The sequence below is a fragment of the Microcoleus sp. B4-D4 genome, from assembly GCF_036705185.1.
Classification (GTDB): Bacteria; Cyanobacteriota; Cyanobacteriia; order Cyanobacteriales; family Microcoleaceae; genus Microcoleus.
Genome location: NZ_JAUBTX010000050.1, coordinates 1 through 23,857, shown reverse-complemented (window position 1 = coordinate 23,857; position 23,857 = coordinate 1). Strand labels below are relative to the sequence as shown.

The following is a 23,857-nucleotide window of genomic DNA, read 5'->3' as shown; positions in this document are numbered from 1 at the left end:
CGATGAAATTGATTAAAAACTAGGGCGTCGTGCACTCAGCCCCTTCAGCAGTTCTCATCCCTCCTATGAGAGTTTCGACTATTGCACATTGCTTACCACCGCCGTTAACAGCAGCAACTGCGACTATAAATCGCCCAGGAATTGCAGGATTTGTACTTGGTAATTTTTTTACATTGCCCTGATAGTCAAAAATGATCGAGTTGAGAGGAAGATCAGCACCAACAACAGAACCAGTTGCATTCGTTAAAAGTGCAATGGTGCCGGGTTTAATTTCGCCTCCAGCATTTAACGTCTGGGTATTACCACCCGTAGCTAGTGGCGGGTTAAACGTAATTGTTGGCGGATCGACAGGTGGGGCCGAAAATGTAACTGTGACCTCGCGCTTAGTTCGCTTTGCTTCGCTTTGTGCAAGTCGTAATGATTGGAAAACTCGATCGTTGACTGTGCGGACTCTTTGTCTGTTGATGAATCCCAGCCAGCTTGGGGCGGCGATCGAAGCAAATATACCTAAAATCAGGACTATGATCAGCACTTCTATAAGGGTGAATCCTGCATCGTTCTTTTTGGATGCAGTTTTGTGGAAATTTGGGCGGGCTTTGGCGGTTAAGTTATGCAAATATTTTAATAATATTGGTGGGGTTTTCATAGTTTTATCCTGTTTGTGCGATCGGCTGAGGGCGATTCGGAAATGTGTTTCAGCCATCAGTTACTTTCCTAGCCCACCTAGACCTTGTACTTGCACGGTTGCTGTTGGGAAAAATGCCGGACTTTTAGGGTTGTAAGGAGCATCTGCTTGAAGGCGACGGAGGCTGTTTCCTCTGATAGTAACTCTGGCTATGTTTTTAGCTGTATCTACACAAGCGTAGAAGCTATTTGTATCTTGGTCGCTTAATTGTAGCGTTGTCTCTTCTAAAGATTTTGTTGTATCTTTTGGATCGGTAGGATTACCAAGAGCAATCTTGCATTCAGTGCCTGCCAATGACACTTTATTGTGGTCGATGTAGTTAACCAATACTTCAGCAACGCCCCAAGTAGCTTTGGTTGTAACATTTTCCAAGGGCTTAGCAATGTCAAAAGCTGGGGGCGTATTGCTGGGAGTACCGACATTGTAAGCGCCACTTATTTCTTGCGCTTTAGATACCGCCGGTGCAGAATATGGAACACCGTTACTGTCTCTCAATCCGTCCTGAATTTGATACCGAGCAATGCGGGTAGGACAAAGAACTCCTGACGGCTGACACCAAGTATCGTCTTTATTTTTAAACTGGTAGTATGCAACTAATGATAAGACATAGGTATCGTTGCAGTCTCCTTTTGCACCTGGTACTGCATTTGGGTCGCAATCTTTTGGTAAAGGAGTCAGGCTATTCACAGGGAGAGAATTCTTGAGAAGTTGTCGCTTCCAAAATACAAGAATAGGAGTTTTATCTTCTCCTGTGACGGTGGGCGGGAGGAATGCTTTAATAGCATTAACTCCATCGTTATCGTAAATATAAATGGCTTGACTCAAATCTTGGGCGATGAAATCAACCGCCGCCTGAATATCTTGATCGGTGTTTGCTTTGACTTGTTCCCTCCTGTCAGTATTCAGCATATCGACTACAAACGCGAGCATCGGCGTGATGATTAAAAATGCCATAATCGCTCCGACTAATAGCTCGACTAGGGTCATGCCCTTTTCTATTTGATCTGGGCGAGAGCGGTTTTGTTGGTGCTGACTTTTGAGAAGCAACCTGAGTAAAGTTTTCATTTTGACTGTTTCCTTTGTCAAATGGGGGAGCGATTTTAAATTTTATCACGGGGACTTTTGTTATTCTGTACAGCCCTGGGTGCGGTCGAGACGATCGCAAAAATTGTTGTAAGCACCTTGTCGATCGCTAGCACCTATTTCTGTTCTCATTTCTACCAAAGGCGCTCGGAGATTTCCCAGCCCTGCGGTAGTAGTTCCTTGCTGTGCTTGTAATTTCTTCTGAGTTGTTAGTGTGCCGACGCCACTAGCAAAAGAATTAGCCCTGTAAACCCGAACAATTAAGTTGTAGCCTGTTTTTATCGGATCTGTAGCTGATGAGTTGTAGTAGTAGCCCTGAACTACAAGGTCTTGATTGCTGTCAGCGGTACATTTTTGATCCGAATCTTTGTCTATGCAGTAAAGAGCGTTGATGTCGGTTGGGGCGAGGGTGTCCTCTAATTTATTGTCGGTTGTGGACGGAGCCGGAAACCCCGGAATAGGGCCTCCTTGTTTTAGCGCCTCAGACCTGAGTGCCTCAATATAGGTTTTGGCAGCTTGAGTTGCCATTTCTATCCGCTTGGCTTGGACGCGAGTTGCTACTGAGAAAGCCATCACAGGGGCGATCGCAATCATCAGCACCGAAACTACTATCATCGCTACCAATGACTCGATAATCGTGTAGCCGGCTTCTTGGGACTTCTGTAAACTTTGTGGCTGTTGGCGTTTGGTCATGGTAAGCACTCCGCATTTGGAACTCAGGAATGTGAGGGTTTCAATGTTAGGAAAGGTTAGGACAGTCTGTTCTTGGTTTTGTAGCGCTGTCATTGGCAGCATATACACCAGATGGAGTGCGATCGGAGGAATTCAATTTTTGGGCGCAGAGTAAAGACTTCACCCATTGATCGTCACGGCTGATTTCTCTGAAGTATTCGTCAGGTGTTTTCTGAGAAGCAGGGAGAGTGAATTTTTGGGCGAACAAGTCAGGGGGCTGTGAAAGCAAACCGACATCAAATCCCCAGTCCCGATCGGGTGCAACGAAATAGCCGATCTTACCTCCTGATGTTTCGATTTTGTACGGGCTGGCGCTATCGGATGCAGTTTCAAATAGCTTGGCAGTAAAAGCCGAACCGGTAGTAGCAAGCACTGATTGGTACGGAGCAGTTGCGTAAGCACTGCGCTTGAATTGGATAAACGAACCTGCGATCGAGTTTTTTAGGCCTTTCCAATTTTCCATAAAGCGCGGTAAGTTTTGCATACCACCATTGTTGTCGCCAAGGGTGGCAGAGAGCCGACGTGAAGGAATGTCATTTGAGGCGACTATGAGGTTAAACTCGGTAGTTTTTGCTTTTTGAATCCATCGCATCTCGTTGGCGTTGTTGCCTATTCCAGGGGTACCACCACCTGCAGGATTACTATTTGTCGCCTGAATCTGCAAAGTAGGTCTTAGCTGTGGCTGCTCAACATTAGCTGTGGGTAGTTTGGCGTAAAACAGAGGGTTAGTATTGCCATAGTCAATTTGGGCCGGAGCGTTGGGAGTAAGGGGAGTTTTGGTGGTCGCATACCAAAGAGCGTTATCTGCTAGCTGAGGCTGACCAGTGACAGGAGTTATGGGGGTAGCGTCCACAGTGACAGGATTTGTGGAAGTACCATAGAAAGCTACTTGAGTGGGGCTAGCAATTCCCAGCGCGATAGGGCGACCGTTGCTATCCAAAAACAGCTTACCTGAGTTGTCTCGCACAAAAGCTACGCGACGGGGATATCGTCTATCTGCTGGATCGATCGCTGGTCTAGCTGTTGTACCTGATAGAAGTTGAGCAAGAGGTGTAGCTGCTGGGACAAGGCTTGCTTTTTCTATTTCTTGTCGTGTTGGATTTGGTGTAGGAGGATCGAAATTATCAGCAGTACCAGCATCAATGCCAACTACCCAGTCATCAGGCCCGCAAGCTGAAACAGGCAACTTCCGGCATATTTCCATTACATATTCTGGAAAATTAGCCCGTCGCTGAACTGGCGTAACGAAATTGTTGAAGTATGAGCTATTGGGAGCATCACCTGTGTTACTGCTGTAGTTTGCGTCTGTTGGTGATTTGGTAGTCCCCGCGCTTTGCCCGAACTTTTCTTGGTTGATTATGTCAAAATGTGGCTTTACTGGAGCACCGCTACTCAAACCGTTAGTGACGTAGTTGTTAGCACCAAAACCGTTAATCCTGCGAGCGGCTTTAGCCGTTACATCGGTCTCTTTAACGGTAACGCCCGTATCGTTCGTAGTCCCATTTCCATTGAGGTCAAACCCGAAGTCAGCTTCATTAAAACCGACATCACTGGTGTCACCATCGCCATTTAAGTCATAGCCGACGATCGCGGTACCTGCATTATTTCTCAGGTCAAAATCTCCGTGATTGCGGGAACCGTACCGGAAGCCGTCCTGTAAATTACCTGACACTGGCTCTGAGAGCAGGGTGATCGCATCCGAGAGCACTGTTGCCGCTCGCCAATTATCGCTGCCTGAGCATTTGGCAGAGTATCGGGGATCTCCCGATCTACAAGCAAAATCGGGATTCAGGTTGTCACCCTTGCGACCGTAGAAATTGCTAGGAGTCCAATCAAAAGCAGTTGCTACACCTGTACCAAATTCTCTCTGGGTGTGTTTGTTAAATTCGCCTTGGATATAAACCGGCAGGTTAGAAGTCAACAGCAAACCCTTTTCTTTGAGTACGTCTGTCACCGTCTTTACACTTGTCGGGCGACGCAAGCTACCTCCGTTAATCAGCATAATTCCGTGGGGGCGGCGGCTGGGGTCTAGGCGAGAATCCGTTGAACTGCTTAATTTGCTGCGGGTTGCATCAATGCCATTGCCAAGACTATTCGGAGTACGATCGCTGCGATCGGGTGCTGCATCGTCACGGCTGGCGTAAATTAGGCCACTGTAAGGCAGCATATACTCTGGGTTAAGAGTGTTGATCTTAGGCAGTCGATTGTAGGGGATCGTTTTCTTGCTGAGCTGATTGATATCTAATTGCGTAACCCGGATTTCTAGGGGTTCTCGTTCTGCTAGAGCCAGGTCGTAATTTCCTGTTAGTTTAGCGCTCTGAGTGCGAGCCATCAAGCCGCTACCAGCGGATGAACTTAAAGGACTGCTGAGGGTATAAGTCTCATCCACAGCAGTATCTGGGTCGTCCTTGTCGATCGCCTTAACTTCCCTAGGATTGAGAAAAGCAACTTCTCGAATTGTCCCGTGTTTCAGATATTTATCGTCAACCGCTGTCGGATCCGCCAAAATTTTAAAAGAGCACAGAGTAGAGTCGATCGCAGCTTTTTCCGACAAGCTGCGTTCCGTGTCAACCTTCTGCAAAGCCTTCCTTAAGTTCTCGTTGACAAACCGACCATCGGGGAAGACGAGACTGGCTTGATAGTTCAAGCGATCGTCTGGTGTTCCAGCAGCCGGCACCAGAGATGCGTTAGTCTGGAGAGCGGAAGTCAAAATCGCACCTGGCCGTCCGGCTGTTGGAGGGCCGTAGACGATGCCGTTGTTGGATTTACCCTTTGCGTTTTGTTCCGGTAAATCTGGACGGTTGAGAGTCGAATCATATAGAGTTCCACCCTTGCTGTATCGGTAGCTGGGATCGTAATAGCTGCTGACACAAGCCAGCGGGGTATCAGCTAATTTAGCATTTTGATCGCTTGGGTTGTTTGCGTAGTGATAGATCGCAGTGGCGCGCATCCGCAAGTCGCCCTTAGCATACTTGGGAGTCTTGGGGTCAATGGTTCCCGTTAAGTCTGCCGTCAGAGTTTTGGGCAAATCTTCCCAAGTCGTCTCTGGCAAAAGCTCCCAGGGGTCATTACCAAGGGCAGCCTGATTGTTATAGACTTTAGAATTTGGGCCTGGTGACATCGGCATGGAGTCTGGCCAAACAACGGGGAATTTTTCTACAGCAGTAGTTGTCGGATCGTCGTAGAACTCTGATACTCGATCTGCTGGAAGAACAGCAGCAGGGTTGAATACTTTAGGAGGTGGCAGGAAAGAGTTGGTGCGCTCGTAAACGCCAGCCCCGGTGATTACCCGCAGTCCGCCGATGCCATCAACTGCTGTTTTAGGTGCTTGGGCCGCACTTTTTTCCCAGAAGCCGTCACGGTCTGCTCCCCCTACATCAGCGAACTGCTTCACTTGGGGCTCCCGGTAGCGCTCGCCCCCATCCTTCCAATTAACTCCCAATAGGTCTCTTCCTTCTTCACCTTCACCCACAAATTTTCCCAGTGTTAGATCCCATCGCAGTGCTGGCAGGTTGTTTCCTACGGTTATGCGATCGCCTAACTCGGATTCTTTATTATCTTTCTGTACCTTTTCCGGGCTGTTGGCTGGTAGCCTGACACTTGCAGTATCGAGTTTTGTGTTCGCATCCGAAGGTATAACCCAAGCATCCACCGGTCGCAGAGCCTCACCAGTACCGCCGAAGGGAGATGTAGTTACGATTTTTGTTGCAGGGTTAACAAAGCCAGCCAATGCGTCTTCAGTGGCCGACACTTCTGCAAACGGCACCTTGCGCGTCCGCAATCTAAAGTAAGATTCCAGTTTTTCTCCGCGAATCTCCTTTTGACGATCGGCGCTGGGAGCAGTGGGGTCAGTTTCTTCTTCCACTTGTTTAGCAATGGCATTTTTAACTTCCTGGGGATCGGAAGTCGCAGCATTTTTTTCCTGTTCGGAAACTAATAGACCGATGCGATCGGAATAAGCCTTGTTATTATACATGACCCCCAAAGCACCCTCTTTGTAGGCTACAGATTGGTCGCTTGGGCCTTTGATTGCTTTTGTGGTGACTGGATCAGTAGCCTCTTTCCCAAATAGATGAACGGCTATTTCTTGGCCAGTTGCGCCATCATTTCCCGACCAGCCGTTAACCACATTACCACTAACGACTATTTTACTATTTTCTAGGTTGTAGAAACACGATTCTTTGCTGCTAACGAGATAGAACGCTACCGGGCCCTTGTCCGTGGTAGTGACCATAAAATTACTGTTAGTAAATATCCGTCCATTCAGACGCAGCGGCGGGCCTGGAGATACTTCTAAATCATCTTCATAAACCACCGCATTATTTTGTAGTGGAATGCGTTTTTGGTCTTGTTGATACTCCAAAGCTGAGAAACTTGGAGTTCCTTTGAATTTACCTTCGATCGGCACGTTTGCTGTGTATACAAAGAAGCTTTTTTTGAGTACGCCCTCACCTTTGTACCAGTCCGTACTGCCTACCAAACTAGCGCTAGTACCTGCTGCTGCTTTGCAGATATCGCTACCTTGGGATAGCGACATCGGAGGGGTTCTGGCTTCTAAACTATTTCTAGATCTATTAAAGTCTCCTGTCTCCTGATCGCGAGGAGGGCTGCGAAAATATATCCCGTATAAAGTATAGGTGTCATTTACACCATTGTTGTCAGTATCAACAGGGAACCTCCAAGCGGTATTTATACTGTCGTCATTTCCAAGCTTAATCTGTAGAACCTCCTCATCTCCAAATTTAAAACGATCTGAATCCAGCGCTTGGTAAACGCTCAAGTCTGATGGTGTATCAAGTGTTCCGCTTCCTTGAGGGGATAAGGCATACTGAATTTTTGCTTTCGCCCGATCGAGCGCGGGAGTGGCGGCCGCCAGCACCTGCTGGTTCACGCGCACGTTACGGGCCGTATTTGCCCGATCGAACGATCGCAGAGTAATCGCCACCGTCAACAAGATAACTACCAGCAACACCATCGTCACCGTCGGCAGCACAAAGCCCGCCACCGGCAGTTGTGCCCGGCGGCTCATAGCCATGAGGGCTTGCAGCATTGCTCTCATCAGCCGTTTCGCCCCAGATCTGGTCACGCCAGCAATCCGCCGCAACAGCACTACGATAACTTTGGATAATTTGCTTTTAAACATTGACGCCTTCCTGAATAATTTCAGAGATGGTATTGCAGGTAGATACTGCTCAACAGTACGATCCCACCTTTATTGTTCCCAATTTCCACAACATCCATATCAACCCTTGCAGAAATTTACAAAATGTGCACTTTAGCGAAAAAATAAAACCGACAAACGGGCGATCGAACTCGCAGGCAATATATTTTTTTCCCAAAGATTTGCTCCGCAAGGATTTGGGCTGGGTAACTCCACTCTAGTCTAGTTCTATCCTATTGTCAGCGTTCAGCCCTAAAGTGATTTCGATCGCTATTGAAGTGCGATCGCGATCGTTTCCAATTCATCGCCGGGGCGCATTTGATAAAATAACGGGTTCCTATGCTCTGCCTATAAACCCCTATTAACTGGTTCCCTGGCTCTGCCTGGGAACCCGTATCTAGAGGCTCTGCCTCGATTTTCAATAGCGAGGCAGAGCCTCGGGATCTGCGTTACCAGGCAGAGCCAGGTAACGAGTAATTTTTCGGGTGAATTTTCGGGTTAAATTGACAGGATTCGGGCGCGGCGGCCAATCCCTAGGAGGTCGATCGACCATAGGGCAGCAACAATTTTTCACGCTGGGTATTAAAATGGCGATCGATTATTAAGAGCTACAAAAATTCAACAACTGTGAAACCAACCCCAAATCCCCCACATTTCATCATCATTGGCGCTCAAAAAGGCGGCACAACATCCCTCTACGCCGGTCTCACCCAACATCCCCAAATCGCCCCCGCCGCTGTCAAAGAAATACATTATTTCGACCTCCAATTCGACAAAGGCCCAGAATGGTATTACTCCCAATTTCCCACAGCAGCAGAACGCGGACACAAAATCACCGGAGAAGCCAGCCCCTATTACATTTTTCACCCCCAAGTTCCGCAGCGAATTTACGATTTATGTCCAGAAGTCAAATTAATAGTTTTGCTGAGAAACCCTGTAGACCGCGCGATTTCCCACTACTATTACTATATTAAGATTCAATACGAATCGCTATCTTTTGAAGAGGCGATCGCCCTAGAACCCCAAAGACTAAAAGGCGAACTAGAAAAACTCCTAGCCGACCCAACTTACTTTAGTTACGAACACCAACACCACTCTTATTTAAGCCGCGGCATCTACGCCGACCAACTCCCTGCTTGGATGAAACTATTTCCTAAAGAACAACTTTTAATCCTCAAAAGCGAAGATTTATATACTAATCCGGCAGTCACGTACAACAGCGTGTTAGAATTTCTAGGCTTGCCGCCGCACCAACTCAAAGCATACCAAAAACACAACGCTACTCAATATTCGCCCGTAGACGAGAAAGTATACGAGCAATTGAAGGCGTATTATCGATCGCACAATCAGAGATTAGCTCAATTGTGCGATCGAGACTTCGGCTGGGACTAAAATCATCAATCCGACCGGGGTTTTCAACCCCTGCCGGAATTGCACCGAAAGCCCACTGCTGAGACAGCAAAAAGCAATGCCTGACTCTCTACCCGCAGCTAAACTTTCAACAAATATTATGAAAGCCAACCGAAATCAGGTTAAAATAAAAGGAGAATAAATCCTGCAATCTACAATATCTGGTTTAATTATGCCACTCAAACTTCATGTTCCCTCGATCGTCTGTGCCGGCTGCGGAACCACTATTACCGAAGCCATCAAAACAGTTGAATCCGATGCTAAAGTCGATGTAGATATAGCAGCCAAGACTGTCACCGTGGATGCCAAAGCCTCGGAAGAGTCTATTAAACAGGCTGTAGTTGCTTGCGGTCACACTGTTGTCGAAGCATAATATCAGGATCAGCCCTGGTTTCTAGTCGGGGCAGTTTTAAACATAATCGCTTAGATAAATCTTTGGTTGGGGAGGGCGAGTTGATAAATATTTTGGAGGTTCATCACAGATATCTGTGAACTCGTCCCTACAAAATCCGCCCCGACAAGAATTCCTAATGACTACTGACTACTGACTACTGACTACTGACTACTGACTACTGACTAATGACTAATTAAGATTCTTCGTCCAAGTGTTCGGCGACTGCTCGGTACAGTTCTAAAACGTGGCGATCAAGTAAACTATAAAAAACTTGTCTCCCAACTTTGCGATAACTTACCAACCGCAACGCCCGCAACGCCCGCAACTGGTGCGATACCGCCGATTCGCTCATACTCAAAGCCGCCGCCAAGTCGCACACGCACAATTCTTGATTTGCCAACACCGACACCAGCCGCAGCCGGTTCGCATCTCCCAAAAGACTGAAAAACTCTGCCATGCGCTGAGCTTTTGCCGTGTTGAGCACCTGTGTTTGCATTTCCCCAGCCCGCACGTTGTCAACTATATGCGGGCGATCGCACATTGGTGTATCGTTTTGTTGGTCGGGCTGACCTATCGCTCCGTTAACAGCAGACTTCGGTGGCATCTCGATCCCGGCTTGTTTTAATTCTCATTTTCATTTTAGTGCGATCGGTCAATCTTTTGTAACAAAACTTTTACACTTACTTCCTTGACTTATCTCTGAATATGTGTTCATATATTGGTATAGGCAAACAAATCCACCAGGAGAATCTCAAATGACTACAGCCACCCAAACAAAATGTGCTTGTCCTTCGTGCGTGTGCGCTGTCAGCCCCAGCGATGCCATTGAAAAAGACGGCAAAACATACTGTTCCACAGCTTGCGCTGACGGACATCCCAACGGCAAAGGCTGCGGCCACGCCGGCTGCGAGTGCCACAAATAAATATTTCGGTTCAGAATAGGTTCACTAACCGTAAAATATATCTCAAGGGAGATGCGAACAGCGCATTTCCCAATTTTTGTGCTTTTAGGTTAACTTAAGGTTAAAATACGGGTAATTAAAGGTTAAAATTCCCTTGACAGGCTAAGTACAAAGCGAAAAAGCAAAATTGTTGCCAGCGGAATACAATAAGAGTAAGTTAGCATCGCGATACTAAGTGCAAAGACTGCTATTAATAGCAGAGAGAGAACCAAAATTTGAATTAGGAGGGGCCTATGAAAGAGCGGGAAGATTTTTTACATCCTCGCAATCGCTACTACGGTGATTTTACGCCAGAAAACTTGGCGTTTAATGCCAACTTGCAGGAATTTGCTCAGAAAATAACTTATATTTGCTCGCTGGAAACAGGAGGGAAGATTAGCGCGGAAAAAGCCTATAAAGATATTAAGGCTCTTTGGAAAAACTTAAAATCCTCTAAGAAGCAATTGGGAATTGGCCAAAAACCCCCCACTAGCGATGATGAGGAAAATTTGCCTTAAATTCATCGCAGATGCAGCAACTGCAATCGAAAACCCCTGCGATTGCGATAGCTGCGTTTTGCTGTGCACTCAGCAAATGTAGGGAGCTTTCGGGCGCACGTAGCTTAACCGTAGGGCTTGCACTGCACACCAACAATTTTAAGCTATAGCGGTTATCAAGCATTGTGAGGTATGCCCTATTCCCTATGCCGCATAGTACCTCATATCAAAGCTTGAAAGGCTATATCTCGATAAATTCTGCGATTGCTTCCCTGTGTTTCACCAACCTCGCAATGACAGTAAATGTAATTGCTTGCTCAACAAGTTTGTCGTGCGCGATACACGCCCTAGGGGAGCAAAGTACAATTGCCGCCGAGTCCAGAAGTAATTGCACAAGTATTAGTTTTCAGCATTCCTTCATAGGTATCAGCACCGGTGCCGGGGCCTCCTAACTCGTCGCTGTAAAGTTCTTTGTCAGAAATTTTGACATTTGCTTCCCTCGCTACAGTCTCCATTAACTTGGGATTAGTTGTGGTTTCTACAAAAATTGTTGGCACTCCTGCAGTCTTAATTTCTGATGATAATTCCGCGATTCTTGCTGCTGCGGGCTGTTCTTCTGTGGTCACTCCTTGCAAAGCTCCAGCAATTTCTAAGCCGTAAGCATTGGCATAGTAACTCAGTGCATCGTGAGTTGTGACTAATTTGCGTTGGTTGGCCGGAATTGTCGCAATTTGTGCTTTAATCCAAGTATCTATTTTTGTTAAATCATTTGTTAGTTTGGCGGCATTTGTGGTGTAAAGTTGAGCATTTTTTGGAGAAACTTTGCTCAATTGGTCGCGAATTATTTCTACCATGCGGATGCCATTTTGAGGATTGTGCCAAACGTGAGGGTCGGGGACTTTTTCGTCGGTGGCTGAGGATTTTTGTTCTGCTTTTTCTTCCCCCGGTTCGTGTTCGTGTTCGCCCATTAGCGGTTTGGGAACGGCGAGCTCGTGTACGGCGATTTTGGGTGCGAGATTGCTGCTGGATTTAATTAATTTAATGATGCTTGGTTCGTGGTTGTAGCCGCCGTATAAAATCAAATTGCCCGTTTCAATGGCTTTGCGGTCTTCTGGCTTGGTTTGGTAGGCGTGGGGGTCTTCTCCGGGCTTAATTAGACAGGTGGTGTCGATCGAACTTTGGGCTATTTCCTTCGTTATATCGCAGATAACGCCAGTGGTGGCGACGACTTTCGGCAAGTTGGCGCCCTTACTTTGGGGCGTGGAATTGCTGGCTTGCGGGCCCAAACTGCACCCAACCAGCCCGAAACCCATTGCCAAAACCGCCACACTGCACAATCTGCGGGTTTTTCCGGTCAATTTTTGTAACATTTTTACCTCTGGAATGATAATCGTTATTACTTTTAGAGTTATCCTATTCTAGTAGCTACGAACAAGAATCGTTCTCAAAATCTGGAATTATGTTAGAAGTGCAAGATTTGGCTGTGAATTATCGAGGAATTTCGGCCCTCAACAGCGTGAATTTTCAGTTAGAACCCGGACAGTTAACGGGGGTGTTCGGCCCCAACGGCGCGGGGAAAAGCACGATGGTGAAAGCGATGCTGGGATTGATCCCTACCTGTCGGGGTTTGGTAAAATATCAGGGGCGGTTGTTGAAGGAACAGTTGTCGCGGGTGGCTTATGTGCCGCAGCGATCGCAAATTGACTGGGATTATCCGATTACTGTGCAAAATGCGGTGATGATGGCGCGGACTGTCCAGACTGGTTGGTTTCGCAGTTTCTCGAAGCAGTCGCAGGAATTGGTGAAAACTGCTTTGCTGCGGGTGGGAATGTGGGATTTGCGCGATCGGCAAATTGGCGAACTCTCCGGGGGACAGCAGCAGCGGATTTTCTTAGCAAGGGCGATCGCCCAACAAGCCGATTTATTCTTCTTCGACGAGCCCTTTAATGCGATCGACAAAGCAACAGAAGAAATTATTTTCGATATTTTTGCCGAACTCAAAGCCGAAAATAAAACATTGCTAGTAATCAGTCACGATTTAGGCGAAACCTTAAAACAATACGATAATTTATTGTTACTCAACAAACGATTAATTGCCGCTGGAACCAGCCGGGAAGTCCTCACCGCAACCAATATTCAAAAAGCCTATGGATACGATTTCAGCTTAGTTGCAGCGTGAGACAAAGGGGAAGTCCCTTCTTCCTTCTTCCTTCGTGTCCTAGCGCTGACGCGCGGCTTCGCCTAAAGCGTCTTCGCGGTTCAATCATCTTCCATCATCCGTTAAATCCGTTGCCGAACTTCCTTCTTCTATAAATGTTAAATTTGCTGATTGAGCCACTAAAATTCGAGTTCATGCGAAATGCGATCGCCGTCGGCATTTTGTTAGGAATACTCTGCGCCGTAGTCGGCTCCTACTTAATTGTACAACAAATGGGAATGATGGTAGACATGATTGCCCATTCAGTATTAGCAGGATTGCCCGTTGCATTTTCCTTGGGCTTCAATATTTCCATCGGCGCATTTATCTCAGGAATTATCAGCGCCGTAATTATGGCGTGGATTCAATCGCAATCGCGAATAAAAATTGACGCTATCATGGCATTAATTTTGTCTACATTTCTAGCAATTAGCGTCACCTTAATTAGTATATTGCGAACAACCAAACTAGACTTAGACGGATTCTTGTTCGGGAATATCTTATCAGTTGCACCCGCTGACGTGCAGCAGACTTTTATCATAACTTTGATAATTTTGGCGGCGGTTAAAATCTTTTACAAAGAACTGCTATTCTATACTTTTGACCCTTTGGGAGCGCAAGCGTCAGGTTTGCCGGTAAACTGGATTTACCTGGGAATGATTTCGGCGATTACCCTGACAATTGTCGCGAGTTTGCAAACTGTGGGGGCGCTGTTAGTAATTTCCCTGTTAATCGGGCCGGGAATTACTGCATATTTGTTGGTAAAAGAGTTACATTTAATGATGGGATTGGGAGCGCTTATTGGAATTACAGCTAGCGTGGCTGGGATGTATTTTAGCTATTATTTGAATATGCCGTCTGGTGCGGCAATTGTATTAGTTGTGTTTGGATTATTTTTGGTTGCTTTGGTGTTCAGTCCCAGTCAAGGAATTTTGACGAGAAAGAAAGGATCATAGTCCGATTTTAGATTTTAGAATTAATTATGACTAAAACTCTTGTATAAATCTTGGATTGATAGGTTAACCGCAGATGTATAGCCTTTTTCAGAAAGATGAGGTACTATGTGGCATAGGGCATAGGGCATACCTCACGACGCTTGATAACCGCTATAATACCAATTCCGGTTGCACTCATACATGATGTTAACAGTCAACAGTGAATTTAGGCGTTGCTGATTTACGGTATGAAAGGCTAAATATGCAAGTCATAGAAACCAGAATCCACAAAACTTCTGAATGGGAGCATCTCACTTTTGCGGCCCAGCTAACAATTGGAGGTAGGAGACAGGAGACAGGAGGAAAGAGGAAGAAAGAAGGAGTCAAAAGAAGTATTTTTACAAATATGAGATGCTCCCAGGGGTAGTCACCATTTTACTAGAAAAGCAGACCTCAAAGTCATAAAAAAGTTGGCATCAATTTATTCATTTGTGACCCCATCTTCCAGAGACTTATACTTCGATCCATCAGGCATAATAGCACCTATGAGCAAAGCACCACTCAGGTCAGAAATACTAACTTTAGCACCTTTTAGATTTGCACCACTTAGGTAGGTACTATTCAGATTAGCACCACTCAAACTCGCATTTCTCAAATTGACGCCGCTCATATTTGCGTTACTCAAGTCCGCACAAATTAAATTAGCGCCACTGAGGTTGGCATTACTGAGATTAACCTGACTCAAGCGAGCAAAACTCAGGTTGGCATCACTGAGATTAGCACCCGCAAGTTTAGCTTGACTGAGGTTAGCATTATCGAGGTTGGCATGGCTCAAATTTGCATTACTGAGATCCGTCTTACTCAAATTGGCTGCACTCAGATTGGCACCAGAGAGATTAATAGCTATTAACTCTGCATCAGGAGAATCCAAACCTCTCAGAGAAACACCATCTGAGTTCAAATCTTGGAGTGCCAGAATTCTTGCATAGCTAACTTTTACGCTGTGTGCTGCATCAACTGTACTCCAAGCTTGGTAGTGAAATTGCTTCCGGCGATCGGGAGCTTCCTTAATGAATAAAACTAAAGCAACGACAAGACTGAGAGCATCAGCACTCTCCAAAATCTCTGCCAGCAGAGAATTTTCCGCCGCGTTTACATAAATTATGATGAACAAAACGGCTGAAACGCTAGCCACTAACCAGGCGGGTTGTGTCCAAAAATTATCAATGAATTTTCCTAAAATTCCTTTAAGAACTTCACCCGATCGCTGAACCAATGATTGACCCTGAAATTGCTGATAAGTATCAGTTATTTTCAAGAGCATTTTTTGGATAATTTCACCATCCAACTGAATTGGTACTAAAGGATTTTTCTGTTCCTCGGTTGGTGGTGCGATCGGCTTAGATTCGTTCAGTAATTGTGTCTTTGATTCTTTTGGCTGATTGTGGGTGACATCTTTTTCATGTGGGACAACCTTTGGTGTAGAAACTGCACCTGCGCCTTTTAACATCAAAGCAGTAATTGCTCTGTAGGCATCTGTCCACGCCAGCTTTACTTCGGGAGTCCAATCTTGCTGGAGAGACTGCTCAAAAGCCATCAGCAGTGCTTCTCCAACTGGACCATAATATTTAGGAATTACCCCATAGCCGATGTGTCTGCCTCCCAAGGCGTTCAGAACTGGGCCTAAAGCCTCGGGAGAGCGGAGATTTTCTACTACCAATACCAAAGCATTTATGAGTTTTTTTTCTTGCTTTTTTAAATCTATATTGGCAAACATCGGTTTGAATTCAGGGTGAGCGATGAAGAGGTTTTCGTAGAAGTTAGCGGCAAATTCATCAGCACGAGGTTTGATTTTCTCGAAACTGCTTTCCAGTATATCTACGGCAAATATTGGCTCTTTTTCTGGAATTAATTCTAGTTGGTGATTAGCTGGTACAGTCACCGATTCTTCTGGAATTACCTCTGTTTCTAATTTAACTTTTTCAGGTGAAGAAACTACACCTGCGCCTTTTAACATCAAAGCAGTAATTGCTCTGTAGGCATCTGTCCACGCCAGCTTTACTTCGGGAGTCCAATCTTGCTGGAGAGACTGCTCAAAAGCACTCAGTAGTGCTTCTCCAACTGGACTGTAATATTTAGGAATTACTCCATAACCGATGTGTCTGCCTCCCAAGGCATTTAGAACAGGCTCCAAAGCTTCTGGAGAGCGGAGATTTTCTACTACTAAAACCAGAGCCTTAATCAGCTTCTTCTTTTGCTTTTTCATATCAGTTGTAGCAAACAGCGGTTTCAACTCTGGGTGAGCTGTAAACAATTCTTCGTAGAAGGTAGCGGCAAATTCATCAGCACGAGGTTTGATTTTCTCGAAACTTTGCTCTAAAAGTTCAACATTTAAAGACATATTTTTCTTTCTCTCTTGCAAGTTGACGAGCCCTTGTCTAAAGACAGGGTTTTTTAACTATCCGGCTGTGATGAATGCTTTTGATAGAGTGTTTGGAACCTGACAGTTTCTTGGCTGACGCCAGGGCGAGATATTACAAACTCAAATTTTCCAATTCTTGCGACAGGGTAATCATAAACTCCTCTGCATCGTTGATGCCCATTTCTCCTAAAGCTTTCCACTCTTCACTGGTGTAATCTAAATCGAGTCCCATCACGTCTTGAGTCCAATAGGGCAAATTAGATGGGTTTTCCATTAGCTCACAGGTGATTTTTAAGATTTCTGTTCCGGTTGTATTTTGTCTAGCCTTTGTCGCTAAGCAAAAGGAGAGCAATTTTGCCAAATTACTCTCTGGTGGAATGGCTATTAGAAAGGCCATATTTTGTGCTAGTACAAACTTGTCTAACTTCATTGGGATATTTTCCTATTTCTAGTTTTAAGGTATAGCAACCGCCTGTGTTAGGAGGCAAAGCGCAGTGCATCTTCGATCGCTGCTAACGTAAGCAATCAAACCGTGAGCTAATCTCCCAATTTTGATATACAGCAGATTCCAGGTTTATGAAGTACACCCCGCTCGATCGCTCGTGCCTCCGGGACGCGGGGCCAAGCCCAAAGCGTGTCAACTCAAGCTTTGGGCCCGCCAAGTCCAAAGCGTGGACCCGCTAGTGGGCCCGGGGTTTCAATCCATGCCGGAATGTGGGTTTGACCTATTTGTTGACACCAATGCACGACGCCGTATCTCTACAAGAGCTATAGCCTTTATCTAAAAGGTGAGGTATCAGTTTTGCCATGAAAAGCTTGACACTGTAAGGGTTGCAGCATACCTCGGCATACCTCATCTTTCGCTTGAAAGGCTATATGTACCTCACAAACAAGCGCAAAAGTATTGAACTTGGAGCTGACATAATTTTTGTCAATTCTGTCAGCTCCATATTAGTATCAACTCCGGGCGATCGCCACTTATGCTCCAACTGGGGATGCAGTAGCAGAGACGACGTTCAGGTTAGCAACCAACCCATAGGTTGATACGTACTCTTCTAATTCTGCTAAATCGACAGTGCCATTGCCATCGCTGTCAAGAATGTTGAACAGATAATCAGTGACGTAGCTTCTGACTTCTTCAGAGCTACGTTCGCCTGTTGTCATATCTTCTATTAGCCCTAACAACTCCGTAATTTCGGATCGATCGAGCGACTTACTTCCATCCGTATCTAATTGCAGGAACAGCTTTTTGATATCTTCTGTTGCCACTCTCGAAGAACGCAGTGTTTCTCTCAGTATGTCATTGCCAAATGAATTCATGAACAATATCTGTTCGATGAGTGGGATGCAGAAAAAGCCCAGCGAGGCCCAAAAAACTGCATACTTCACCTCCGAAGTAGTTGCACTAACACCGATAAAAAGAGCTGCCCAAAGGAAAAAGTTTGGGTTCACAAGCAAAATATAAGCATCGCGAGCTTCTGCCTTACTTAGCTTGCCCTTTGTAAACACTGAGGTTAATGTAGCTACTACCCGCATCGAGACAAAGACCAAAGTTGCAATTGCCAGTTGTTGCAGACAAGCTAGCGATCGCGCTGTATCCGTTGAGGAAAATATATCGCTGAGGAATGTTGCCGGAGTAAACTGAAACCCGGTTGCCAAAGCCATTAATGCAACAGCCAGCACACCGATAAATTTCCAGTTTTTACTGTGGTGGTTTGATTCTACAGGAGATTTGTCGCGCCAAAACTGGGCGATCGCTCCCGGTATTGCCAGACCTAAAATTAAAATGATGCCGAAAAAGATCAGGCTGTCAACGTTAATGGGTAAATTGGCAACCTTCAATGTAGCCAGAAGCGCCAGTGGAGCAACGATTGATAGCGTTCTTGACAAGAGAGCCGACGGATAAAGATTACCGCCCCAAAGCACCGATAAAACTGGGGAAGTCAGGGCTGGCGGAACCATCCAAAACAGCACCCACAAAACTTTGTACAAATCGGCTTCGCTCTGATATAAAAATCCAGAAAATATTAAAAATAGACCAACTGCCCATCTCACTGCCATCCACCCGTAAACTAGATACTTCACAGTTGAAGTTACTTTGCGTTTACTGGCGGCAAAGTCAATGTCCAGGTAGGTATAAAATGTTGAAGCGGCAAGACACGCAACAATTATCGATCGAAATAGGGCTGAGGGAATCCCTCCTGCAGAAGCGCTGATTGCCCCTACCAAACTTCCCAGCAAGAAGGCGGTGGCATAGATCAAAATCGCCCACATAATTGAAAGATCGTTGATCTCTTTCCGCACAGAAGCGGCACCGCCGGATTCCTTATCGCGAAACTTGACGAGTTCCACACCGCTGAGAGCTTTACCATTTGGGAGTTTCAGGTGTTTATAAGAAGTTGGCGGTAGACCGCTTAAATAAAGTGCTAGAGGCTCCAATACATATTGGTGGCACACTACTAGAACTGTTTCTCCCCGTTCCAAGTGCGGTACAACTTTGTCCTCGTAGAAACGGGCAGCGCGAAAGTAAACTTGGGCAATCTTTTCGCCAGCCGGGGGTGCTTCGTTGTGCGAGTGCAACATTTCCTCGAAGCCTTCGTAGCCCAGGGCTAGACGCAGCAAATTTAGGTTGCGACCCGCAAAAATGCCAAAGGATTTTTCGCTAATGCGGTGGTCTATCTGAACGGGGATATCGGGCGACTTTAGTGCCTGACTTTCAGCAAGGGCGATTTCACAGGTTTGCCGCGCCCGTCTCATGTGAGAGACATATACTGCGTCAAACTTTGTACCTTTTTTCTTGAGGTCAACACCTGCTTGACGCGCTTGCAATCTACCAAATCCTGTCAGGTCAACATCCAAAACTCCTGCAAAAATGTTGCGTTCGTTACTGGTACTTTCACCGTGCCGAATAAAGTAGACACGTCCTAGCTCTTCTGCATTGAATACTGTATTGAATTCTGTATTTGAAGCGGCGGAAGTAGTGGCGGTTACATTCTGGGATGTACCTGGAACTTCGATCGATCCATTTTCGGTACTTTGTACCTGGTCATCTAACTTTCTAGTATTCACAATTTACTTTACTACCCCTTAAACAGGATTTAGATTGTTTTGTAAAGTGGAAGTTTCCGACTTTCAAGTCAGATATGCTAACGACAAAAAGCACTCTGCTACGAAAGCAAGGTCTTTGACCGTGCTGAGTATAGTCTGAGCTAAACCCTTGGGAGTGTAGCAACACTCACTAATTGATGCAGGAGCGATCGCACAACACACAACATCAAGACTAGCCTAATTCCCAACGGATCTGGGGCAAAGTTTTAGATAAAGAAAGCCCAGCTCGCCCTCGCCCTCCCAACCAACAAATTCTTGAGATAGGCTGTTACTTAAGGATGTGTTTAGGGGATCGATCGCCCATCTAACTAATAACTTTTGTAAAAAAAACGGCCCGACACTTTGAGAAATATCAATTTTGCACCTGCGCGAGACCAAAAAAGATTGTGCTAGAATCCTCAATACATAGTCAGTCGTAGGTTGGGCGCGGGCCGAGGAGAGCAATCTTCTTGCAGTCTAGGGGAGGTTGTAGGTCAGCCACCATTTGGGTCTTCCCAGTTGAAAGCCACCCTGCAACATGAGCCTAGAATCTGCAACCGCAGCCGCCGAGTGCGGCAGAGCGGTGCGAGTGTCGCGCTAGAATTGGCATTACGAGTTAACACTCGAACAAAAACGCTCGTTGTGCGAGCGTGACCTCAAAACGGGCACATAGCAGGTGGGAATAAACCATGTTTGAACGCTTCACAGAAAAAGCAATAAAAGTAATCATGTTGGCCCAGGAAGAAGCTCGCCGCCTGGGTCACAACTTCGTAGGGACAGAACAGATCCTTCTGGGTCTGATCGGAGAAGGAACCGGAGTGGCGGCAAAAGTCCTCAAATCAATGGGAGTCAATCTCAAAGATGCTCGGATTGAGGTCGAAAAAATCATCGGGCGCGGTTCGGGCTTCGTAGCAGTCGAAATTCCGTTCACCCCTCGCGCCAAGCGGGTTCTAGAACTGTCCCTCGAAGAAGCCCGCCAACTCGGACACAACTACATCGGCACCGAACACCTGCTGCTAGGCCTGATCCGCGAAGGTGAAGGAGTGGCGGCCAGAGTCCTGGAAAATCTGGGAGTTGACTTGTCGAAAGTCCGCACCCAAGTGATTCGGATGCTGGGAGAAACCGCAGAAGTCGCAGCCACTGGTGGGGGCGCTCGCACCAAAACGCCAACCCTCGACGAATTTGGCTCGAACCTGACTCAAATGGCCGTCGATGGTAAGCTTGACCCGGTAGTCGGTCGGCAAAAAGAAATCGAACGGGTAATTCAAATCCTCGGTCGCCGCACCAAAAATAACCCGGTGCTCATCGGGGAACCCGGAGTCGGTAAAACTGCGATCGCCGAAGGTCTGGCCCAGCGCATCGCTAACAACGATATCCCAGACATCCTCGAAGAAAAGCGGGTAGTCACTCTCGACATCGGCCTGCTGGTCGCCGGTACAAAATACCGGGGTGAATTCGAGGAACGTCTCAAAAAAATCATGGATGAAATCCGCACAGCCGGTAACGTGATTTTGGTGATTGACGAAGTGCACACTTTGATCGGTGCAGGTGCGGCAGAAGGGGCGATCGACGCAGCGAACATTCTCAAGCCAGCTTTGGCTAGAGGCGAACTCCAGTGTATCGGCGCTACCACCCTTGATGAGTACCGCAAGCACATCGAGCGCGATGCAGCCCTAGAGCGGCGCTTCCAACCGGTGATGGTCGGCGAACCTACCGTTGACGAGACGATCGAGATTCTCTTCGGTTTGCGGGAACGCTACGAACAGCACCACAAGCTGAAAATCTTGGACACCGCCTTAGAAGCAGCGGCAAAACTCTCTCACCGTTACATCTCCGACCGCTTCCTCCCAGACAAAGCAATTGACTTGGTAGACGAAGCAGGTTCGAGAGTACGCCTGATCAATTCTCAACTTCCCCCCGCAGCTAAAGAACTTGACAAGGAACTCCGCCAAGTCCTGAAAGATAAAGACGAAGCGGTGCGTTCTCAAGACTTTGACAAAGCTGGCGAATTGCGCGATCGAGAAATGACCATCAAAGCCGAAATTCGCGCTATTTCCCAAGCCAAAAAAACCGACTCGGCGGCCCGTGGCGACACCGACCCATCGCCAGTAGTTACCGAAGAAGATATCGCTCAAATCGTCGCAAGCTGGACGGGTGTCCCGGTCAACAAACTAACCGAATCCGAATCCGAAAAGCTGCTGCACATGGAAGACACCCTGCACCAGCGTTTGATCGGTCAGGAAGAAGCAGTAAAAGCTGTTTCCCGCGCCATCCGCCGCGCTCGCGTTGGCTTGAAAAATCCCAATCGCCCGATCGCCAGTTTCATCTTCTCCGGGCCCACAGGCGTCGGCAAAACCGAACTCACCAAAGCCCTTGCTTCCTATTTCTTCGGTTCCGAAGAAGCCATGATCCGGCTGGATATGTCCGAATACATGGAACGTCACACCGTCTCCAAACTCATCGGTTCTCCGCCTGGGTACGTCGGCTACAACGAAGGTGGCCAACTCACAGAAGCAGTCCGCCGCCGTCCTTACACCGTCGTGCTGTTCGACGAAATCGAAAAAGCCCACCCCGATGTCTTCAATATGCTCCTGCAAATATTGGAAGACGGCCGTTTAACCGATGCCAAAGGTCGCACCGTGGACTTCAAAAACACGCTGCTGATCATGACTTCTAACATCGGTTCTAAGGTCATCGAAAAAGGCGGCGGCGGCCTCGGTTTCGAGTTCAGCGACAACCAAGCCGATGCTAATTACAACCGCATTCGTTCCTTGGTTAACGAAGAACTCAAGAACTACTTCCGCCCAGAATTCCTCAACAGACTTGACGAAATTATCGTCTTCCGTCAGTTGAACAGGGAAGAAGTCAAGGAAATCGCCGTCATCATGCTTAAAGAAGTGTTCGGCCGCTTGACAGAACAAGGAATCACGATGGAAGTGACCGAGAAATTCAAAGAACGGCTGATAGAAGAAGGCTACAACCCCAGCTACGGAGCCCGACCCCTGCGCCGCGCCATCATGCGGTTGTTGGAAGACAGCTTGGCCGAGGAAATTCTTTCCGGTCGCATCAAAGACGGCGACATCGCCCTTGTGGATGTGGGCGATGACGGGATTGTCAAGGTGCTGCAAGGTCAAAAGCGGGAATTGCTGCCCCAAGGCGCTGAGTAAGATTGAGTTGGGCGCGGCGAGTAAAGTTGTGAAATAACCAATCTCGCAGTTGCAAATAACTCCAAATCTTCACGTAAAAAAAGGTAGAGAATTAAAATTCTCTACCTTTTTTATGAGTTAATATCAAGAGGATACTTATTATATCGGGTACGGTCGATTGACAACTATAAAATTGGTTCGTAGTGCAGACTAAATTCCACACGCGCGATCCGTTGTTGTTGTGCTAATCGACAGGACATGATATTACGTCAATATTTGATGAATAGGGAAACCACAGACAAACGCAAATAAACGCAGATAATTGTAAGATAGTTTGCATTTGTTGCAATTCCAGTCTAATAATTAACAGCGATATATTTCAAAGGTAAGCTGTAGAGCATTTTAATTGAATATTCGAGGTGATTGTTTCTTGAAATACAATTTGAAGGTCTCTACAACTTATTAGATAATTTGTGGCAATTATATAGCGAGGACTCAATGACATCGGAAAAAAAGAATTTAGCTACAGAAGTAGCAGAAGTGCAGGCTGAAACCTGGTGGCAAAAAGCCTGGAAGTCGCAGCGAGAAAATCTACAAATCGTAATTATTGCTTTGGGTTTAGCAATATTGATTCGAGCGCTGGTGGCGGAACCGCGCTTCATACCGTCAGATTCTATGATACCAACTCTGCACGTGGGCGATCGCGTCGTGGTCGAAAAAATCTCCTACTACCTCGAACCTCCAAAAACTGGCGACATCGTAGTATTTGCCCCGCCCCAAAAGTTGCAAGAACAAGGCTTTACCGAAGACCAAGCATTTATCAAGCGGGTAATTGGTTTACCGGGTCAAACCGTCGCTGTTAAAAAAGGTTTAGTTTACCTCAACGACAAACCCCTCGTCGAAAAATATATTGCCGAACCTCCTAAATACCAGTGGGGGCCTTATCGCGTCCCTGAAAATCAATACTTTGTGATGGGAGATAACCGCAACAACAGCAACGACTCTAGCCGATGGGGATTTTTACCTCAGCAGAATATCATCGGCCGCGCTGTAGTGCGGTTTTGGCCGCTAGAACGTATCGGACAAGTTTGAAGTCATTAGTCATTAGTCATTAGTCATTAGTCATTAGTCATTAGTCATTAGTCATTAGTCATTAGTCATTAGTCA

General features: G+C 46.5%; 18 protein-coding genes. 9 read left to right on the top strand and 9 right to left on the bottom strand.

Annotated elements, in window-relative coordinates; all coding sequences use genetic code 11:
• Positions 1–19: 19 nt before the first annotated feature.
• The 4 genes from QUB13_RS25475 to hpsA are packed head-to-tail and all read right to left on the bottom strand — an operon-like array spanning position 20 to position 7,643.
• On the bottom strand, positions 20–703 hold the full coding sequence (locus QUB13_RS25475) for a prepilin-type N-terminal cleavage/methylation domain-containing protein (protein ID WP_333386505.1): 684 nt from the start codon (positions 701–703) through the stop codon (positions 20–22).
• Positions 704–706: 3 nt separating this feature from the next.
• The gene (gene hpsC / locus QUB13_RS25470; protein ID WP_333386502.1) at positions 707–1,750 is read right to left on the bottom strand and encodes a hormogonium polysaccharide secretion pseudopilin HpsC; all 1,044 of its coding nucleotides are present in this window, start codon (positions 1,748–1,750) and stop codon (positions 707–709) included.
• Between the two features lie 60 nt (positions 1,751–1,810).
• A complete protein-coding gene (gene hpsB, locus QUB13_RS25465) occupies positions 1,811–2,461 on the bottom strand; it encodes a hormogonium polysaccharide secretion pseudopilin HpsB (protein WP_333386499.1) in 651 nt (216 codons plus the stop codon).
• A gap of 46 nt (positions 2,462–2,507) precedes the next feature.
• Complete coding sequence (hpsA, locus tag QUB13_RS25460) at positions 2,508–7,643, bottom strand: hormogonium polysaccharide biosynthesis protein HpsA (RefSeq protein ID WP_333386496.1); 5,136 nt, start codon at positions 7,641–7,643, stop codon at positions 2,508–2,510.
• A 26-nt stretch (positions 7,644–7,669) separates the two neighbouring features.
• Between hpsA and QUB13_RS25455 the strand changes: the two genes are divergently transcribed.
• The 3 genes from QUB13_RS25455 to QUB13_RS25445 all read left to right on the top strand — a co-directional run bounded on the left by QUB13_RS25455 (position 7,670) and on the right by QUB13_RS25445 (position 9,444).
• Complete coding sequence (locus QUB13_RS25455; RefSeq protein WP_333117516.1) at positions 7,670–7,882, top strand: hypothetical protein; 213 nt, start codon at positions 7,670–7,672, stop codon at positions 7,880–7,882.
• Between the two features lie 406 nt (positions 7,883–8,288).
• Positions 8,289–9,053, top strand: coding sequence for a sulfotransferase domain-containing protein (locus QUB13_RS25450; protein ID WP_333386494.1), 765 nt, complete (start codon positions 8,289–8,291; stop codon positions 9,051–9,053).
• Between the two features lie 190 nt (positions 9,054–9,243).
• The gene (locus QUB13_RS25445) at positions 9,244–9,444 is read left to right on the top strand and encodes a heavy-metal-associated domain-containing protein (RefSeq protein WP_194011982.1); all 201 of its coding nucleotides are present in this window, start codon (positions 9,244–9,246) and stop codon (positions 9,442–9,444) included.
• Positions 9,445–9,658: 214 nt separating this feature from the next.
• On the opposite strand, the gene QUB13_RS25440 is transcribed toward QUB13_RS25445, so the two are convergent.
• Positions 9,659–10,069, bottom strand: a complete 411-nt coding sequence (locus QUB13_RS25440) for an ArsR/SmtB family transcription factor (protein ID WP_333386492.1) — start codon at positions 10,067–10,069, stop codon at positions 9,659–9,661.
• A 151-nt stretch (positions 10,070–10,220) separates the two neighbouring features.
• Here QUB13_RS25440 and QUB13_RS25435 point away from each other — a divergent pair, with 151 nt between their 5' ends.
• Both QUB13_RS25435 and QUB13_RS25430 read left to right on the top strand, forming a co-directional pair.
• Complete coding sequence (locus tag QUB13_RS25435; protein WP_333091423.1) at positions 10,221–10,388, top strand: metallothionein; 168 nt, start codon at positions 10,221–10,223, stop codon at positions 10,386–10,388.
• Positions 10,389–10,660: 272 nt separating this feature from the next.
• A complete protein-coding gene (locus QUB13_RS25430; RefSeq protein ID WP_333091422.1) occupies positions 10,661–10,924 on the top strand; it encodes a DUF7219 family protein in 264 nt (87 codons plus the stop codon).
• A gap of 326 nt (positions 10,925–11,250) precedes the next feature.
• On the opposite strand, the gene QUB13_RS25425 is transcribed toward QUB13_RS25430, so the two are convergent.
• Entirely contained in the window at positions 11,251–12,273 is a 1,023-nt protein-coding gene (locus tag QUB13_RS25425; protein ID WP_333386487.1) for a metal ABC transporter solute-binding protein, Zn/Mn family, read from the bottom strand.
• 89 nt (positions 12,274–12,362) lie between these two features.
• Between QUB13_RS25425 and QUB13_RS25420 the strand changes: the two genes are divergently transcribed.
• Both QUB13_RS25420 and QUB13_RS25415 read left to right on the top strand, forming a co-directional pair.
• A complete protein-coding gene (locus QUB13_RS25420) occupies positions 12,363–13,082 on the top strand; it encodes a metal ABC transporter ATP-binding protein (RefSeq protein ID WP_333386484.1) in 720 nt (239 codons plus the stop codon).
• A gap of 134 nt (positions 13,083–13,216) precedes the next feature.
• A complete protein-coding gene (locus QUB13_RS25415) occupies positions 13,217–14,056 on the top strand; it encodes a metal ABC transporter permease (RefSeq protein WP_333386482.1) in 840 nt (279 codons plus the stop codon).
• A gap of 460 nt (positions 14,057–14,516) precedes the next feature.
• Here QUB13_RS25415 and QUB13_RS25410 read toward each other — a convergent pair whose 3' ends face one another.
• The 3 genes from QUB13_RS25410 to QUB13_RS25400 all read right to left on the bottom strand — a co-directional run bounded on the left by QUB13_RS25410 (position 14,517) and on the right by QUB13_RS25400 (position 19,526).
• Positions 14,517–16,436 carry a globin domain-containing protein gene (locus QUB13_RS25410; RefSeq protein WP_333386480.1) on the bottom strand — a complete coding sequence of 640 codons (1,920 nt, stop codon included), beginning with the start codon at positions 16,434–16,436 and terminating at the stop codon, positions 14,517–14,519.
• A gap of 133 nt (positions 16,437–16,569) precedes the next feature.
• The gene (locus QUB13_RS25405) at positions 16,570–16,887 is read right to left on the bottom strand and encodes a hypothetical protein (protein ID WP_333386478.1); all 318 of its coding nucleotides are present in this window, start codon (positions 16,885–16,887) and stop codon (positions 16,570–16,572) included.
• A 548-nt stretch (positions 16,888–17,435) separates the two neighbouring features.
• Positions 17,436–19,526: a histidine phosphatase family protein gene (locus tag QUB13_RS25400; RefSeq protein WP_333386474.1), complete on the bottom strand. Its 2,091-nt coding sequence runs from the start codon at positions 19,524–19,526 to the stop codon at positions 17,436–17,438.
• A 707-nt stretch (positions 19,527–20,233) separates the two neighbouring features.
• Between QUB13_RS25400 and QUB13_RS25395 the strand changes: the two genes are divergently transcribed.
• Positions 20,234–22,711 carry an ATP-dependent Clp protease ATP-binding subunit gene (locus tag QUB13_RS25395; protein ID WP_194069564.1) on the top strand — a complete coding sequence of 826 codons (2,478 nt, stop codon included), beginning with the start codon at positions 20,234–20,236 and terminating at the stop codon, positions 22,709–22,711.
• Between the two features lie 477 nt (positions 22,712–23,188).
• Positions 23,189–23,782, top strand: a complete 594-nt coding sequence (gene lepB / locus QUB13_RS25390) for a signal peptidase I (RefSeq protein WP_333091404.1) — start codon at positions 23,189–23,191, stop codon at positions 23,780–23,782.
• The last annotated feature ends 75 nt before the right edge of the window (positions 23,783–23,857 follow it).

Bases quoted from the DNA above. Each gene is read 5' to 3' on its own strand.
- QUB13_RS25410 (WP_333386480.1), bottom strand. From the start codon at position 16,436: ATGTCTTTAAATGTTGAACTTTTAGAGCAAAGTTTCGAGAAAATCAAA.
- QUB13_RS25440 (WP_333386492.1), bottom strand. From the start codon at position 10,069: ATGCCACCGAAGTCTGCTGTTAACGGAGCGATAGGTCAGCCCGACCAA.
- QUB13_RS25405 (WP_333386478.1), bottom strand. From the start codon at position 16,887: ATGAAGTTAGACAAGTTTGTACTAGCACAAAATATGGCCTTTCTAATA.
- QUB13_RS25445 (WP_194011982.1), top strand. From the start codon at position 9,244: ATGCCACTCAAACTTCATGTTCCCTCGATCGTCTGTGCCGGCTGCGGA.
- QUB13_RS25455 (WP_333117516.1), top strand. From the start codon at position 7,670: ATGGTATTGCAGGTAGATACTGCTCAACAGTACGATCCCACCTTTATT.
- lepB (WP_333091404.1), top strand. From the start codon at position 23,189: ATGACATCGGAAAAAAAGAATTTAGCTACAGAAGTAGCAGAAGTGCAG.
- hpsB (WP_333386499.1), bottom strand. From the start codon at position 2,461: ATGACCAAACGCCAACAGCCACAAAGTTTACAGAAGTCCCAAGAAGCC.
- QUB13_RS25395 (WP_194069564.1), top strand. From the start codon at position 20,234: ATGTTTGAACGCTTCACAGAAAAAGCAATAAAAGTAATCATGTTGGCC.
- QUB13_RS25430 (WP_333091422.1), top strand. From the start codon at position 10,661: ATGAAAGAGCGGGAAGATTTTTTACATCCTCGCAATCGCTACTACGGT.
- QUB13_RS25420 (WP_333386484.1), top strand. From the start codon at position 12,363: ATGTTAGAAGTGCAAGATTTGGCTGTGAATTATCGAGGAATTTCGGCC.
- QUB13_RS25415 (WP_333386482.1), top strand. From the start codon at position 13,217: ATGTTAAATTTGCTGATTGAGCCACTAAAATTCGAGTTCATGCGAAAT.
- QUB13_RS25475 (WP_333386505.1), bottom strand. From the start codon at position 703: ATGGCTGAAACACATTTCCGAATCGCCCTCAGCCGATCGCACAAACAG.
- QUB13_RS25435 (WP_333091423.1), top strand. From the start codon at position 10,221: ATGACTACAGCCACCCAAACAAAATGTGCTTGTCCTTCGTGCGTGTGC.
- hpsC (WP_333386502.1), bottom strand. From the start codon at position 1,750: ATGAAAACTTTACTCAGGTTGCTTCTCAAAAGTCAGCACCAACAAAAC.
- hpsA (WP_333386496.1), bottom strand. From the start codon at position 7,643: ATGTTTAAAAGCAAATTATCCAAAGTTATCGTAGTGCTGTTGCGGCGG.
- QUB13_RS25425 (WP_333386487.1), bottom strand. From the start codon at position 12,273: ATGTTACAAAAATTGACCGGAAAAACCCGCAGATTGTGCAGTGTGGCG.